Source organism: Clostridium fermenticellae (assembly GCF_003600355.1).
In the GTDB taxonomy this organism is placed as follows: domain Bacteria; phylum Bacillota; class Clostridia; order Clostridiales; family Clostridiaceae; genus Clostridium_AV; species Clostridium_AV fermenticellae.
The window spans coordinates 2,195,306-2,212,604 of the sequence record NZ_CP032416.1 but is presented as its reverse complement, the minus strand read 5'-3'; the positions used below and the strand labels follow the sequence as shown (position 1 = coordinate 2,212,604).

Genomic DNA, 17,299 nt, shown 5'->3' with positions numbered 1-17,299 from the left:
GTAAGCCCGGAGACCGTTAGGTCGAAAAAATAATTATAATACCTCTTTACCCCGATAAATTTATATAATCAATTTCCAGTTTTAATTTTGAATTATGTCTTTCCAAATATAGGGTTATTCCAATTATTTTCTATAGTAAATCTTTCATCTTTTATATCTTCAATAATATCCATTTGAAGCATATTCTTTTCTCTAAAACCCCTTATACACCTAAAAAAGTATAACTGCATTAAATTAAATGCTATTATTATAAACATTAAAACTGTTTCTACGCCCGTAGGGCTATGAAGAAAACAGTGATCTAAATGCCATTCCGTCTTCAGTTGATGAAATATATTATTTTCAATGTCCCATCTTTTATGCATTATCTTCCACAGGCTTTCTACTGATGTAAATTTATCTGTTGTTATGATCCATCCTTCTTTAATCTCTATTCTGTCTCCAGTATGAATTTCTTCCACAAACCTCAAGAACCTTACTTTTATATCCTTATCAGACATTTCAAAATTATCATCTTCCCATGCCTTAATCTTTGTGTAGATATTTGTATTTTTTCTTACAATCCAGTTCTTATCTGCCTCACGGCATTTAAATAAAGCTAATGCGTCTTTTACAATGTGAAGACGTTCATCTTTTACTCTAACTACAGCATTCATTCCTATAGAGAGTACTTCTTTTATCCATGTAGCATTACAATACAAAGCATCAGCTACAATGATATCCGCAAAGTGATGATATTTTTTATACAGCTTTTTAATTAAACGTTTGCCGGCAGTAATTTCTCCTTCATCTTTACCTGAACTATCTTTTTGGGGTTCAAGCATTTCCTGATCTAAAACAATATGTGGATCACAACCAACCATTGCACAAACTACTGATCTGTGAAAATGATGCGTTATACCATTTTTATCAACCCTTGTAAGGCAGTTGTTACAAGATTTTTTAATACTGTCAAATAGTTCTACACCATCTATGGCAGCTACCTTTAAACCATCTATAGTACCATTTCTAAATACTTTATTCTTCGCAGTAGTTTTTATTATGTGCTTGTTGATATTTTTTAAGCCATCAAGATCAAAATCATTCAAGAAACGCCTAACGGCGTCAATGCGTAGCATTTTAGTATTTTTAGGTAATACCTTTTTAAATTTATTCTTTTCAATCCAATGTTCTAATCTATTGAAACTTCTTATTTGAAGCATGAATCCAAATAATACTACGAAAGCTATTGTTGAAACTTTTGCTGGAGATTTTATTATTTTATTTTTTAAACTATTGATTTTTTCACCTATATCATATACCCTGTTAATATAAGTGAGTAGCTGTTTCAAATAACTTTTACTCATTTTATCAGCATCCTTTTATTTTTAGTTTTTAGCAAAACCATTATAAAAAGGATGCTTTTATTATGCAAATTTTTTCCGTATAATTTCCAGTAAAAATCGGAATCTATTAATTCTACTGTAAATATTCATAAGGCTTTATAATTCAAAGGACTATTGTCCTAAAAATTTTTTAAGTGCTAAACTTCTGTGATTTTGTGATTTCCGGTTTACAGAAATTATATATTCATTTGTATTATGTAGATAGGTTTATTTTATATGAATTTTAGTTTATATTTATTTTTGTTAGGTCATTCTATTTTTATGTGTGGTAAAATTATTTAAATGGATATTTAAGGAGGAGTAAGAATGCCCAGACCAACTAAGTTTAGAAGAGTTGAATTTTTACCAAAGTATAATTATTTTATTCCTTTAGGAAAGAAAAAGTGTGAGCTTGAGGAAGTTGTCTTAAAGATAGAAGAGCTTGAGGCTATCAGACTTAAAGATATAGAGGAATTAAAACAGGAAGAGTGTGCAGAAAAGATGCATGTATCAAGGCAAACATTTCAAAATATTATAGATGATGCAAGAAAAAAGGTTGCAATAGCATTAACTCAAGGTAAGGCTATTAAGATTGCAGGGGGAAACTATACAACTAATTTCTGTAAGTTTAAGTGTGTGAACTGCGGCAAGGTTTATGAAATAAATTGTGAACATGATAAAGCTAGCTGTCCTAAATGTGGTTCTAAAAATGTTATGTGTGGTAAAAAGGCTGAATTTTGCAGTAAACGGTGCAAAGGTAAAAATAATTGGTAAGAACTTTGTATAACTTTCATAAACTGCATAATTATAACTTTTATGATTTTAGGCTTTATAGAGTGACAACTTATATGATAAAATGTTAAGTAATATGTTAAAAGTAAGGAGGATAGGTATTGAAGAAAGATATTAAACAAACCATAAAAACATTATCTATAGCAGTATTTATTTTAGGTATTTATTCTGCCGGAAGTATTCCTTTTAATAAATATATTCCAGAAAATAAAGTTTACGCCGAAAATAAAGCTGCTCAATCAATTGAGACAAAGGTTAATGGATCTGCTGATATACTATATACACCTTCGGGGTCAAGTAAAACTGTAAAGTGGGTAAAGGATAGTTTAGTAACATTATTAAATAAAGAAGGAAATTGTTATTATATTGAGTATAATAGTAATAAGGGAAAAATCAGGGGATATATAGATCAAAACTATGTATCTTTAAATTCTAGTGATGCAGTAACAACAGTTGATTATAGTCAAAGTTTACAGGTAGGATGTTCCTCTAGTGGGACTAAAGTATATTCTGGGCCTGGAGATGATTATGAAAATAACGATAAAATAAATAATAAGACAGTAAAGGTTTTATCTAAACAGGGTGATTGGTATTTTATCGAATATACATATAATTCTGGTGGACTGAGGAGAGGATATGTTAAATTAGAAGATATTACACTTGGTTCATCGTCTAAAAATTCACAAACCAATGTTAAAGCTCCAGATGATACATCAGATTTAAATGTAAATATAAAAAGATTTCTTGATACAGCACGTTCGGAAATAGGAGCATTAGCAAGCGGGAATGATGGAAATACAGTTAAATATGGAGAATGGTATGGAACAAATAATATTCCATGGTCTTCAACTTTTATTAGTTGGGTTTCTTATAATTCAGGACTTGGGAGTGAATTCCCAAAAACTTCGTCTTATTCTGATTCGATGAATTGGTTTAATGAAAAAGGTTTATTTGGAAGTATTCCTAAGATAGGATCAATTGTATATTTTGAAAACAATGGTTTACACTTTGCTGGAATAGTTGAAGCAGTAGGAAATGATGGAACTTTGACAATTATACAAGGAGATTATTTTAAAGATAATTGTTACGAAGTTGCAAGAGTAGATTATAAACCTTCGGATATTATAATAGATGGGTATGGTTATCCGTCTTATCCAGCTCCTACAAAAATGGATGAGCTTATAAATAAGAGGATATCAACATATGCAGGACCATCGGACAGCTCTGAGATTATAGGTTATATAGATAACGAGTTGATTACAGTTATAAACAAAGAGGAAAATAGGTGCTTAGTTGAATATAATACTTATGATGGTAAGAAAAGAGTTTATATAGATGCAAACTATGTTGATATAAAGGATGTTCCTAATGCAAATTATAATGACAAAAAACAGGGGACAATTCAGGATGATACAGCTATAAGTTTTGGACCTTCAAAAGAGTATGCTTCAGATGAAACTGCAAAAGCACAGACGGTGACTATCCTAAATGGTGAGAATAATTACTATTTAGTTGAGTATAAAACCTCAGATGGTAGTACAAAAAGAGGATATATTTATGCTGATTTAGTTAAAGGTATTCACTCCAGCGGGACAAGCTCAAGTTCTGACAGTTCTGCGTCGTCTGGTACTGTTGATTTGATAAATTATGTTTACAAGTTTTCAAATGCTATAGTAAGTTCTTATGGAGAAAAGGGAACGAGTGCCAGCGGATATTATTGTGACGGAAATGGTTCAATAGTTGCAGCGCATAATATGAGAGCTGGTACTGAGATATATATTCCTCAATTAAAATATGTAAATTCAACCGGTATTTTTACAGTTGGTGATACAGGCGGGCCTTTTTTTGATTTTGATATAAATACTACGCATGATATTGGTAGAACACCTTATGATGTTTATGTGGTAAAATGGGGTGGCGGCCCTATGATGCAGTCGTTTGAATCAGCAATACAGGAACAAAAAAGGTACGGACAGTGGGGAAAATATCAGGGTATATACAATCAATATCAGGGTAGATTTCAGACAGAAAATTTTAGACAGTAATTAGGTTTATAAATGAAAGCTTAACTTATGTACAGGCTGGAATTTCCAAAATACGTCACTAAGACTTACTAAAAAATTTTTTAATGTGCCTATATTTTGGAAATGTCAGCTTACGTATAATTTAAACTTGGAATTACAAACCCTATAGTAAGAGAAGAGATCAAAAACTTTCAATTTAAATTCAATTTAGGGACAAAAAATCTGGTTCCGCATGTTCAAGATGACAATTCAATTATATTTTGTGACAAACAAGATATTTCTAAAATTATTTTCAAAATAAATCCACCTTCTATGTATGATAAAAACAAGAAATTAAGTAAGAAAATCAAATTAATATTAGATGGGGAAAATGACTCCTACATTTTAACTTTAATACCGGATTCTAATTGGTTGGAGGATGAAGAAAGAGAATATCCTATAGTCATTGATCCAACGGTAATAACAGAACAGAATAAAGAAAGTATTTTTGACAGTTATGTATCTTCGGCAGCACCAACTACAAATTATACAGGTGATGTTATTCTGAAAGAATGTTGGAGCCAATTGGAAAAACTGATTGGCTCCTTTTTATAATAAGATCTGTAAAACATTAAGATATTTCAGTTAATGCTATGGGATTTAACAGTGCAGCTCTGAGGAATATGGCTTGTACCATTTAGTAACATTAATAAAGGATGTAAGTTTTTTGAAAATGCTATTTTAGTAACAGAAGTATTCCCGAGGCGAAATTTATGATACATAGACATGTCCCAATCAAATATTCCGATTAAACCTGCTTTTATAATTCCACCATGAGATACAATTACTATTTTTTTATTCTTATGTGTTTTTACTATTTTAATAATGGCATTTTTTGCGCGTATGCTTGCTTTCCTTAAGCTTAAGTCACCACCTACAAGTGGACCATTAATTTTGTCTGTAATCCATTCATTGTATTGAACAGGGTAGTTTGCCTTTATCTGCTCTATAGTAAGCCCTTCCCATTCCCCAAAATTAATTTCACGTAATTCATTGTCTACTATGGGTTTCAGAGATGTATTATTCCCAGACAATATTTCAGCAGTTTTTAATGCTCTTACTAATGGACTCGAATATATTACGTCAAAATTATAATTTAATTCTTTTTTTAAAAATTCAGCTTGTAAAATTCCTTTTTCAGAAAGATCTATATCATGAGAGCCTTGAAATTTGCCTTTTATATTCCAGTTAGTTTCACCATGTCTTACCAATAATAATTCGGTATTCATAAAAATTCTCCTTAAAATATATATTTCATATTGATTTTATATTGTAAACCATATAAAAATTAAATTCAAGCAGTTCATTTTCTGCAATTTATTATTTATTTCATATAAAGCAATCTTAGAGTTAGAAAAAGTATTATGTGTTATAATATTCTAATATAAGAATACGAAGTTGTAAGAGGAGTCTTAAACGTGAAAACTGTCAAAAACAATTTGCTTTTTAAATCACCGAAAAAAATTATATTAAATAACATAGATATAATCTTGTTTGTAAGTATTATGTCAATAAAAATGCTTGTGTATGGTTCACAAATTCAGATCCAATATTTTTCTTACAAACGATTATATCCAAAAATTTTAGCTTCGATTTTAGTTATATGCGGTTTTGGACTTATATTTAAAAAAAGAAAGAGAATTACTTTTTTGTATATATCAAGTATTGTTTTGACCTCATTAATATTTGCAGATCTAATTTATTTTCAATACTTTAGAGATATTATATCCATTTCTATACTTGAAAATGGTTTATTACTTGGCCCCGTTAAATCGAGTGTAGCAAGTCTTTTAAAATGGCAGTACTTTCTGCTTTTCATAGATATAGTTCTATTGCCTGGTATAATATTCAAGCTGATGATAGAAAAAGAAAATACATTAAAGGTAAGAATTATATCAACTGTAGTTGTGCTTGCTATAGGTCTTGGTTATAGTGCAAAGTATGTATATAAACTTTCAGTGGAACAGCCTAATCTTATAACTACTATGTATAATAGGATATATATAGCGGAGACTCTTGGTAATCTGGATTTTCATGTACTTGATGTTTATAATTTTGCATATAGAACAATTAAAAAAGGTACTCCTTTGCCAATTGGCAAGCAAAATGAAATAAAACATTATTTTGGTGATAATAATAAAAATTCTGAAGGTATATTAAATGGAGATGGAAATGGCAAAAATCTCATAGTGATTCAGGTTGAGGCACTCCAACAATTTGTTATTAATAAAACATTAAATGGAAAGGAGATTACCCCTAATTTAAATGCATGGATTAAAAAAAGTGCATATTTTGATAATTATTTTTATCAGGTATCAGCAGGGAATACTTCAGATGCAGAGTTGATGACTAATAATTCACTATACCCTGCGAGTCAAGGTGCAGCTGCATATATGTATTGTAAAAATGATTTTGATTCACTTCCCAAAATGTTAGAAAAAAAAGGATATACAAGTATTGCACTTCATGGATTCAGAGGGGACTTTTGGAATAGAAATATTATGAATAAGGCAGAAGGATATGATAAATTTTATTCCGAGAGCAGCTTTAAGGTTGATGATGTTGTTGGACTTGGACTTAGTGATAAATCATTTTTAAATCAGTCTCTTAATATTATACGTAATCAAAAGCAGCCATTTTTTAGTTTCCTTGTAACGTTAAGCAGTCATTATCCTTTTGACGATGTAAAAAATTATGGTAATTTTAATACTTCTGAGTATGAAGGTACTCTTTTGGGAAATTATATTAAATCAATACATTATACTGATGAACAGATTGGTATGTTTTTAAAAAAACTCGATGACTCAGGTTTAACTAAAGATTCTATTATAGTAATTTATGGTGACCACTATGCAATACCTAAAAATCAGGACAAATCACTTTATAAATTTTTAAATATAGATAAAGGAAATGATTTAAACTGGATGGAACTGCAAAAGGTACCTTTAATAATTCATTTCCCGGACAATAAGAATAGTGGAATTTACCATGCATATTCAGGAGAAATGGATTTATATCCGACTCTTTCTAACTTGTATAATTTATCTTCTAAGTACATGTTCGGCAGTGATATTTTTAATACTAAAGATAATTTAGTTGTTTTTAGAAATGGTTCATTCACCGATGGAAAAGTTTTTTATTTATCACAGTTAGATAAATACTATGATATTAAAACAGGAGAAGCAATCAGTGAAAATAGTAAAATTTTAAATGAAAAGTCACTTACACAAAAGGAACTGGAATATTCAGATGATATTTTAAATCACAATTTAATTAAAAAATTTAATAAAAAATGATACAAGATAAATTAGAAACACATACGTTTTTCTAATTTATCTATAAGGTTTATGAATGTAAGCTTAACTTATGCTCCTGCCGGGATTTCCAAAATACGTCACGTAAAAAATTTCTAGTAAGTTTAAGCTTGTGCTTAAAAAATCTAAGCAGATTTTATAAACTCACTTTGTTCAAATATATAAAATCTACTAAGATTTTTAAGAACACTTCTCTAAGACTTACTACAAAATTTTTAATGTGCCTTAATTTTAGAAATCCCGGTCTGCGCATAAGTTAAGCTTTTACTTGTAAACCCTGTATATATTTTCATCTGGAAATTTGCAATCATTTATAATAAATATAATAATGCTTTAATATTAATTATACTATAAAGATTTTTATAGAAGGTGGTTAATATGTTAGGTGATATTTTTTTTATAATAATACTTGTCTTAGCTGCCATAGTTTTTATGATTGTAAAAGAAAGAAAATCAAATAAATAATAAATTATATATCAATATTTCCACTGAGATATGGTATGACTTTTCCACATATTTTTACTTTACCGTCAGATATTTCACAGTATAAGGTTCCGCCGCGTGATGATAATTGTTTAGCAGTCATTATAGTTTTATTTAATCTTTTAGACCAGAAGGGTGCTAAGCTGCTGTGTGCTGAACCAGTTGCAGAATCTTCATTTACACCGAGTTTTGGGAAAAAACAGCGGGATACAAAATCTGTGTTGTCACCTTTTGATGTAGCAATAACTCCCAGACCCTCCTCAAGTTTGTCCATTTTTGTAAAGTCGGGAGTTAAAGCCTCTATTTGTTTTTGCGAGTCAAAGACTAAAAATAAATCTCTAGATAAATAAATCTCGGTTGGATATATATGAAATATATCTGAAATTATTTTATGTGATAATTTTATTTTTTTCGGCATCGTCAATGGAAGTTCAATTTCATATAAATCTTTATTACGATTGACTTTAAGCTCTCCACTAGCGGTATTAAATGTCATGGAATTGTTTCCTATATCGATATAGTTAGAAATAACATAAGAAGCCCCTAAAGTAGCGTGAGCACATAGAGCTACTTCAGATTTTGGTGTGAACCATTTTAAATCATATCTATTTTCATTCTTTATAACAAAAGCGGTTTCTGATAAATTATTTTCTTCAGCAATTTTTTGCATTAGAGAGTCACTTATTATGTTATCTAAAATGCATACCCCTGTAGGATTCCCTTTAAACATTTCATCAGCAAAAGCATTAACTATATAATATTTCATTTTTCTAAATCCTCACTTATTAAGTATTTTAAGAATGTATAATAATTACATATTACACTAAATTATTTATGAGTTAAAGGGTAACAGGTCATTAATATAGGAATACCTTCCACTTTTCTTCCTTTTTTATAATTACAATGAAATCTTTATACGATCTTTATACGATTAAGAAATATTTTTATCCAATCTTTATATCATAAATAGTATTATTCAATATAGAAAATAAAAGTATTGAAGGAGGACAATAATGTTAGACATTATATTTTTTACACTACTGATTACGGGATTTGGTTCAATTATATTTTTTGCTAACTGGTGTGAGAAGCAAGTGAATAAATAGGGGGAATTAATATGTTTATATTAATTGGAATTATAATTCTACTTTTAATATATCTAAGTTACGCACTATTCAATCCAGAAAAATTTTAGGTGGCTTAAGCAGGTTAGGAGTGATAGATTATGGAATGGCTGCAGATAATAGTGACTTTATTACTTTTTATATTAATTATAGTACCACTTGGAAAATATTTATACTGTGTGAGTAGTCAAGAAAAGACATTTGCAGATAGGATTTTTAATCCAATAGATAACTTTATTTACAAGGTGTGTGGTATAAATAAAGATGAACAAATGAATTGGAAACAATATGTGTTATCCATTGTAACAGTAAATGCAGCTATGATATTTATTGGATATATAATACTGAGACTTCAAGGAGTCTTATTTTTAAATCCAAATAGAATAGGCGGAATGAAGCAAAGTTTATCTTTTAACACAATTATAAGTTTTATGACAAATACAAATCTCCAGGATTACAGCGGTGAATCTGGAATTTCTTATTTAAGTCAGATGGCAGTTATAATTTTTATGATGTTTACATCAGCAGCAACCGGATTTTCAGCAGCACTTGCTTTTATGAGAGGAATAACTGGGAAGAAGGAAATGGGCAGCTTTTTTGTTGATATGACAAGGATAATTACAAGAGTTTTATTGCCGCTTTCAATAATAATAGGGCTTTTTTTGGTATCTCAGGGAGTGCCTCAGACTTTGTCAGGAACTAAAACAATTACTACAATAGAAGGAAAATTTCAGGATATAGCAATTGGCCCTGTAGCAGCTCTTGAATCAATAAAGCACTTAGGAACAAATGGTGGTGGCTTTTTTAGTGCAAGTTCTGCACATCCTTTTGAAAATCCCACACCAATAACAAATTTGATTGAATTGTTATCTATGATGATTCTTCCAGGAGCACTTGTATATACCTTTGGGTTGATGGCAAAGAATAAAAAGCAGGGCTGGAGCATATTTGCCGCAATGGCAGGTTTATTTATAATAGCACTTCCTATATGTTATTATGCAGAAAAAGCAGGAAATCCAATTCTGGCACATGTAGGATTAAATCAGATTATGGGAAATATGGAGGGTAAGGAAGTTAGATTTGGAATAGCGCAATCCTCACTATTTACCACGGTTACTACAGCATTTACCACGGGATCTGTAAACAGCATGCATGATTCTTTAACGCCTTTAGGAGGTACGGTTGCACTTATGAATATGATGCTTAATGTTATATTTGGTGGTAAAGGTGTAGGCTTCATGAATATGATGATGTATGCAATTCTTACAGTTTTTCTATGTGGACTTATGGTTGGAAGGACACCTGAATTTTTATCAAAAAAACTTGAAGGTAAAGAAATTAAGCTTATAGCTTTAGCTATAATAATTCATCCATTTTTGATATTGATGTTTTCATCACTTGCTTTAGTCATACCACAGGGAGTCTCTGGTATATCGAATCAAGGATTTCACGGTTTGACTCAAATAGTATATCAATTTACATCATCTGCAGCAAATAATGGTTCTGGTTTTGAAGGATTGGTAGATAATACTGCATTTTGGAATATTACAACTGGAATAGTTATGTTTTACGGAAGGTATTTATCTATGATAATTCTTCTGTCCGTCGCAGGATCTTTAGCTGCAAAAAGAAGTATACCAGTTACTGCGGGAACTTTTAGAACTGATAATGTAATGTTTACAGTGACCTTGATAGCTATTGTTTTAATAATTGGAGCTTTGACATTTTTACCATCTATAGCACTTGGACCGGTAGCGGAACATTTAACCTTGTGGCATTGATTATTTGTGAAATTAAAAGGCAGGGAGAAAATAAAATGAGTGATAATAAAAAGGAATCTAAATTCATTACAAAAGAAATATTAAAGGAATCTATAGTAGAATCCTTTAAAAAATTGAATCCAAGATATATGATAAAAAATCCTGTTATGTTTGTAGTTGAAATAGGTTTTATTATAACTTTGCTGCTGACATTTATACCAAATTTATTTGGAGACAGCGGCAATAATCTACGAATATACAACTTGATTGTAGCGCTTATACTTTTTATAACAGTGCTTTTTGCAAATTTTGCTGAAGCAGTAGCTGAGGGAAGAGGTAAGGCACAGGCTGAAAATTTGAAAAAAATGCGTAAATATACTATGGCAAAGATTTTAAAATCAGATGGAACTATTGAAACGATAAATGCCAATGAATTAGAAAAAGGAGATGTAGTTTTAGTTGAAAATGGAGATATAATTCCAAATGATGGTGAAGTTATAGATGGAATTGCATCTGTAGATGAATCGGCTATAACAGGCGAATCAGCACCAGTTATGAAAGAACGCGGTGGAGATTTTGCATCGGTTACAGGGGGAACAAAGGTTGTAAGTGATTGGTTAAAAATTCAAATAACAGCAACCCCGGGTGAATCTTTCTTAGATAAAATGATTTCTCTTGTTGAAGGGGCATCGAGGCAGAAAACGCCAAATGAGATTGCACTTAATACAATACTTGTAAGCCTTACAATTATATTTTTAATAGTTATAGTCGCACTTTATCCAATGGCTAAGTATTCTGGAGTTTCAATTTATATTTCTACTTTGATTGCGCTTCTCGTTTGCTTGATACCTACGACAATTGGAGGATTGTTGTCAGCAATAGGTATAGCTGGTATGGATAGAGTTACGAAATTCAATGTAATTGCAATGTCTGGAAAGGCAGTTGAGGCTTGCGGTGACGTGGATACAATGCTTCTTGATAAGACTGGTACTATAACTTTTGGAAATAGACTTGCATCTGAATTTATTCCAGTTGGAAATGTAAATAAAATGAAACTTATAAATTACTCTGTGATATGTTCATTAAAAGATGATACTCCAGAAGGGAAATCAATAGTTGAACTTGGCAGAAAGTTAGGAGCAGATGTTAAAAACTCCGAATATGAAAATTTAGAGTTTATTGAGTTTACAGCTCAGACAAGGATGAGTGGATTAGATTTAAAAGATGGTTTAAAACTAAGAAAAGGAGCTTTTGATGCCATAAGAAACAGAGTAATTGAAATGGGAGGAACTATTCCTAAGGATTTGGATGATGCTGTAAATGGTGTTTCAAAATTAGGAGGAACTCCGCTTGTAGTTTGTGCAAATGAAAAAATATACGGAGTTATATATTTAAAAGACACTGTAAAGCCTGGACTCACAGAAAGATTTCAAAGGCTCAGAGAAATTGGAATTAAAACGGTTATGTGTACAGGAGACAATCCACTGACTGCAGCTACCATTGCTAAGGAGGCCGGAGTGGATGAATTTATTGCAGAATGCAAGCCAGAGGATAAAATTTCTGCAATTAAACGTGAACAGGAGCAGGGAAAACTAGTTGCTATGACTGGAGATGGAACTAATGATGCGCCAGCACTTGCGCAGGCAGATGTTGGTCTTGCAATGAACAGTGGAACAACAGCTGCAAAAGAAGCTGCAAATATGGTGGATTTGGATTCTGATCCGACAAAAATTCTTGAGGTTGTGGAAATAGGCAAACAGCTTTTAATAACAAGAGGTGCTTTGACAACTTTTAGTATAGCTAATGATGTTGCTAAATATTTTGCTATTATTCCTGCTATTTTTATTGTTGCTATACCTGAGATGCGGATTATGAATGTAATGAAACTTTCAACACCATACAGCGCTATACTTTCAGCACTTATATTTAATGCAATAATAATACCGCTTTTGATACCTATATCTATGAGAGGCGTAAAATATAAACCCATGAAGTCAGAAACTATGCTTTTAAGAAATATGCTTATTTTTGGAGGTGGAGGGATACTTGCTCCATTTATTGGAATAAAAACTATTGATATTATAATCACACCTTTAGTTAAGATTCTTAATATAGGGTAGTTTAATAATTATGTAAGGAGGTTTTTTATGATGAAGACAATTAAAAAATCGTTTTTTATAAGTATAGTTTTTATGATATTATGTGGACTTTTATATCCTTTATTTATGACAGGAGTGAGCCAGCTTGTATTTAATAAAAATGCCAATGGAAGTATGATAACAGTTGATGGAAAACAGGTAGGCTCTGAATTGATAGGACAAAACTTTACAGATCCGCGTTTTTTGAGAGGAAGGGTATCATCTGTGAATTATAATACTTATACAGAAAAAGATACTAAAACAGATAAAAATGGGAAAACAGCATATAGCGGTGTAAGATCAGGATCGCAAAATTTAGCACCTTCTAATAAATTGCTGAAAGAGAGGGTTGAAAAAGATATAAATGAATTCTTGAAAGCAAATCCAGAAGTTAAAAAAGAGGATATTCCAACTGACCTTTTGACAAGTTCTGGTTCAGGATTAGATCCAGATATAAGTCCACAGGCTGCTAAAATTCAAATACCACGAATTTCAAAAGCATCTAGAATAAGTGAATCTGATCTCCAACAAATAATTGATAAGTATACTCAAAAAAAATCATTAGGGATATTTGGGGAACCAAGAGTCAATGTGTTGAAGGTTAATATTGAAATAGCTTCACTTTTAAATAAAAAGTAGTTCTTATAGATTATAAATAATTTTTATAAAAATGTTTTTTTTTATATGTATGGCAGGTATACTATAAAGGATAATAAGATCGATATAGAGTTATATACTTTTATATCGATGTTATTAAATATATAATCTTATTAAATGAAATATAAAATTTAAAGAAGATTGGGAGTGATTTAAATAGATATAAATGATAGACCGGACCCCAATTATCTTTTAAAGCAAATAAAAAAAGAAGAAGTTAGAACTTCAAAGGGAAAACTTAAAATATTCTTTGGTTATGCTGCGGGAGTTGGAAAGAGTTATGCCATGCTCATGGAGGCTCAGGATTTAAAAAAACTAGGCAGAGATATAGTGATTGGGTATGTAGAGCCTCATGATAGACCTGAGACTATGGCTTTGGCTCATGGAATTGAAGATATAGGGGTTAAGGTTATTAATTATAAAGGTGTTACCTTAAAAGAATTTGATTTGGATAAGGCACTTCACAGAAAACCAGATATAATACTTGTTGATGAACTTGCACATACTAATGCTTCTACTAAAAGACATAGAAAAAGATGGCAGGATGTGTATGAACTTTTAGATGAAGGGATAAATGTATATACGACTTTAAATGTTCAGCATATAGAAAGTTTAAATGATATAGTCGAAAGTATAACCCATGTTGTTGTCAGAGAAACAGTACCTGATAAAGTATTTGATGATGCTGATAAAGTGGAACTTATAGATATAGAGCCAGATGAACTTTTAAATAGGTTTAGTGAGGGAAAGGTGTATGGCAAAGATCAGACGAGAAAGGCTTTTAGTAATTTTTTTACTAAAAATAATTTGTTTGCACTTAGAGAAATTGCACTCAGAAGAACAGCGGACAGGATAAACTATGAGGTTGAAAGTGTAAGAATGTCAAGAAGCCAGATAACTGTAATGCCGACATCTGATGTAGTTCTTGCGTGCATCTCTCCGTCGCCGTCATCTGCAAGGGTCATAAGAACAGCAACGAGAATGGCTGAAGCACATCATTCCAAATGGATTGCACTTTACGTTGAAACTGCAAAATCTAAAGATTTAAACAAAGAGGACAGGGACAGATTAAATTCTCATTTCAATTTGGCAAAAGAGCTCAGTGGGGAAGTTGTAACAGTTTATGGTGATGATGCAGTTGAACAAATAATCCAATATGCAAAATTCAGGAATGTGACAAAGATAATTATAGGAAAAAATAATAAAAATCCCAAAAACTTATTTCATCTTTATGCAAAGGACATAGTTGATAGGCTAATGGATTCAAATTCGTATATCGATGTATATGTTATACCAAATTTGGATTTTAAAAAAGAGAGAAAAAATATTATAAAGAAAAGTAAATATAAATTTAATATATCAAAAATGGAAATTTTAATAGCTGGATTGATAATGCTTATCACAACACTTATTTCACTTTTTATACAACATTTGGGCTTTAACTCTACTAATGTTATTATGATTTTTATACTGGGTGTTATTATTATAAATATAAAGTCCAGAGGGTATATTTTAGGATTTATATGTTCATTTGTAAGTATATTTATATTTAATTATCTTTTTACAGAACCTAGGTATTCTATGGAGTTTTATGATAAAAGCTATCTTGCAACTTTCCCTATAATGTTTGTTGTGACTTTTACTATAGGAACTCTTACAAATAAAATTCAGAGAGAGGCTGTTAATTCTTCAAGAAGAGAAAAAAGAACACAGATATTGTATAGGACGAGTAAAAAACTTTTAAGTGCAACAGGTACTGCAGATGTTGTAAGTATAGGCATAAAGTATTTGTCAAGACTTCTTGAAAGAACGGTTATTTGTTATCTAGGACAGGAAAACAAACTATCAACTCCATTTATTTATACTGGAGACAATGGTGATAGAGACAGAACTTTATTGAGTAAAGATGAAGAGGCAGTTGCTTATTGGACATTTTTAAATAACAAGGAGTCAGGAGCTGGTACAAATACATTTCATGGAGCTAAGGGGTACTATATGCCTTTAGAGAACCATGGCAAAGTTTTAGGAGTCATAGGCATTTCGTGTATTAGTGAATCCTTAAAACCGGAACAAAAGTTTATTTTCGAAACAATTGCAAGTCAAATTTATATAGCACTGGATAGAGAGATATTAGCAGAAACGCAGAAGAAATCAAACTTGGAGATTGAAAGTGAGAAACTTAGAAACAATCTTTTAAGATCCATATCTCATGATTTAAGAAGTCCCCTTGCAGGAATTAAGGGATCAGTTAGTACTATTATAGAAACTGGAGACCTTATATCAGATTCAACTAGACGTGAGTTGCTCCAAGGGATATACGACGATACCGAATGGCTTATAAGGTTAGTGGAAAATTTGCTCAGTATGACGCGTTTCGATGGTGGAAAAATAAGAATTAAAAAGGAAACGGAACTAATAGAAGAGGTGGTATATGAGGCGGTTCAGAGAGTTTCAAAACGTTCAAAACATCATGAAATAAAAGTAAAACTACCAGAGGATGTAATAATGGCACCAATGGATGGAAATTTAATTGAACAGGTTATTGTAAATTTAGTTGACAATGCCATCAAATTTACACCAAAAAATTCTTTAATTGAGATTAAAGTACTTGAGGATAAAAAAAATATTATTTTTGAAGTAACTGATAATGGTATGGGTATATCAAATGATATATTACCATATATTTTTGACAGATTTTTTACCAATGGAGATAAGGTATCTGACTCGAGAAGAGGTGTTGGACTTGGACTTGCAATTTGCAAATCTATAGTTGAAGCACATGGTGGAAGGATTACTGCTGAAAATCGAGTAGACAAAAGGGGTGCTATTTTTAAATTTAATATTCCAAAGGAGGATAGAGATGAACAATAAAGCTTATATACTTGTCGTAGAAGATGATAAACCTATAAGAAATTTTATAACGGCATCTTTAAAAGTTCAAGGCTTTAATTATATAGAAACAGATAAGGGGGCAGAAGCTATTGTACTTACGATGTCACATAAACCTGATTTAATAATACTTGATTTAGGGCTTCCAGATATGGATGGCATTAATGTGATAAGAAAAGTAAGAGAATGGTCTAAAGTCCCTATAATAGTTGTTTCTGCGAGAGAAAATGAAAGGCAAAAAATAGAAGCTTTAGATAATGGAGCAGATGATTATCTTACAAAACCTTTTGGAATTGGTGAATTATTAGCCAGAATCAGGGTGTCTTTAAGGCACAGCATGATGAATGGCAATGACAAGAAGAATATAGGAGTATTTAAAGTCAAAGATTTAGTTGTTGATTTTAATAAGAGAAAGGTGACAATAGACAATGAAGAAATACATTTAACTCCAATGGAATATAAAATAATGGCGCTCCTTTGTGAATTTCCAGGAAAGGTTTTGACTCACAACTTCATAATTAAAAAGATATGGGTATTGCCAGTTGGAAATGAAACTCAGTCCCTTAGAGTTTTTATGGCAAGTCTCAGAAGAAAAATAGAAAAGAACCCAGCTCAGCCGCAGTACATTTATACCGAAGTTGGAGTTGGATACAGATTGGTGGATAATTAATCTATAATTTAAGAGATATTGGGAGATATTATAATAGATGAAATT

At 31.0% G+C, this 17,299-nt stretch carries 13 protein-coding genes; 10 read left to right on the top strand and 3 right to left on the bottom strand.

Going from position 1 to position 17,299, the window contains the following annotated elements; all coding sequences use genetic code 11:
- Positions 1 to 92: 92 nt before the first annotated feature.
- Positions 93 to 1,346: a transposase gene (locus D4Z93_RS13510; protein WP_119973285.1), complete on the bottom strand. Its 1,254-nt coding sequence runs from the start codon at positions 1,344 to 1,346 to the stop codon at positions 93 to 95.
- Positions 1,347 to 1,691: 345 nt separating this feature from the next.
- On the opposite strand from D4Z93_RS13510, the gene D4Z93_RS10285 reads away from it, so the two are divergent.
- The 3 genes from D4Z93_RS10285 (at position 1,692) to D4Z93_RS13235 (ending at position 4,774) form a co-directional block, all read left to right on the top strand.
- Entirely contained in the window at positions 1,692 to 2,138 is a 447-nt protein-coding gene (locus D4Z93_RS10285) for a DUF134 domain-containing protein (RefSeq protein WP_119973283.1), read from the top strand.
- A gap of 119 nt (positions 2,139 to 2,257) precedes the next feature.
- Positions 2,258 to 4,201: an SH3 domain-containing protein gene (locus D4Z93_RS10280; RefSeq protein WP_119973281.1), complete on the top strand. Its 1,944-nt coding sequence runs from the start codon at positions 2,258 to 2,260 to the stop codon at positions 4,199 to 4,201.
- A gap of 390 nt (positions 4,202 to 4,591) precedes the next feature.
- A complete protein-coding gene (locus tag D4Z93_RS13235; protein ID WP_162920295.1) occupies positions 4,592 to 4,774 on the top strand; it encodes a hypothetical protein in 183 nt (60 codons plus the stop codon).
- 26 nt (positions 4,775 to 4,800) lie between these two features.
- On the opposite strand, the gene D4Z93_RS10270 is transcribed toward D4Z93_RS13235, so the two are convergent.
- On the bottom strand, positions 4,801 to 5,448 hold the full coding sequence (locus D4Z93_RS10270) for a histidine phosphatase family protein (RefSeq protein WP_119973277.1): 648 nt from the start codon (positions 5,446 to 5,448) through the stop codon (positions 4,801 to 4,803).
- 276 nt (positions 5,449 to 5,724) lie between these two features.
- Between D4Z93_RS10270 and D4Z93_RS10265 the strand changes: the two genes are divergently transcribed.
- A complete protein-coding gene (locus tag D4Z93_RS10265; RefSeq protein WP_119974315.1) occupies positions 5,725 to 7,515 on the top strand; it encodes an LTA synthase family protein in 1,791 nt (596 codons plus the stop codon).
- Positions 7,516 to 8,002: 487 nt separating this feature from the next.
- Here the strand turns inward: D4Z93_RS10265 and D4Z93_RS10260 are convergent, their stop codons facing one another.
- Positions 8,003 to 8,782: a PhzF family phenazine biosynthesis protein gene (locus D4Z93_RS10260; protein WP_119973275.1), complete on the bottom strand. Its 780-nt coding sequence runs from the start codon at positions 8,780 to 8,782 to the stop codon at positions 8,003 to 8,005.
- Between the two features lie 351 nt (positions 8,783 to 9,133).
- On the opposite strand from D4Z93_RS10260, the gene kdpF reads away from it, so the two are divergent.
- From kdpF to D4Z93_RS10230, 6 genes are all read left to right on the top strand, one after another.
- Positions 9,134 to 9,211, top strand: a complete 78-nt coding sequence (kdpF, locus tag D4Z93_RS13695) for a K(+)-transporting ATPase subunit F (RefSeq protein ID WP_119974313.1) — start codon at positions 9,134 to 9,136, stop codon at positions 9,209 to 9,211.
- Positions 9,212 to 9,241: 30 nt separating this feature from the next.
- Positions 9,242 to 10,921 carry a potassium-transporting ATPase subunit KdpA gene (kdpA, locus tag D4Z93_RS10250; protein ID WP_119973273.1) on the top strand — a complete coding sequence of 560 codons (1,680 nt, stop codon included), beginning with the start codon at positions 9,242 to 9,244 and terminating at the stop codon, positions 10,919 to 10,921.
- A 35-nt stretch (positions 10,922 to 10,956) separates the two neighbouring features.
- On the top strand, positions 10,957 to 13,020 hold the full coding sequence (kdpB, locus tag D4Z93_RS10245) for a potassium-transporting ATPase subunit KdpB (RefSeq protein WP_119973271.1): 2,064 nt from the start codon (positions 10,957 to 10,959) through the stop codon (positions 13,018 to 13,020).
- A 30-nt stretch (positions 13,021 to 13,050) separates the two neighbouring features.
- Positions 13,051 to 13,677, top strand: coding sequence for a K(+)-transporting ATPase subunit C (locus D4Z93_RS10240; RefSeq protein WP_119973269.1), 627 nt, complete (start codon positions 13,051 to 13,053; stop codon positions 13,675 to 13,677).
- Positions 13,678 to 13,851: 174 nt separating this feature from the next.
- Positions 13,852 to 16,566, top strand: a complete 2,715-nt coding sequence (locus D4Z93_RS10235) for a sensor histidine kinase (RefSeq protein ID WP_119973266.1) — start codon at positions 13,852 to 13,854, stop codon at positions 16,564 to 16,566.
- A complete protein-coding gene (locus D4Z93_RS10230; protein ID WP_119973265.1) occupies positions 16,556 to 17,254 on the top strand; it encodes a response regulator in 699 nt (232 codons plus the stop codon). The genes D4Z93_RS10235 and D4Z93_RS10230 overlap by 11 nt, the downstream gene beginning before the upstream one ends.
- Positions 17,255 to 17,299: the final 45 nt, after the last annotated feature.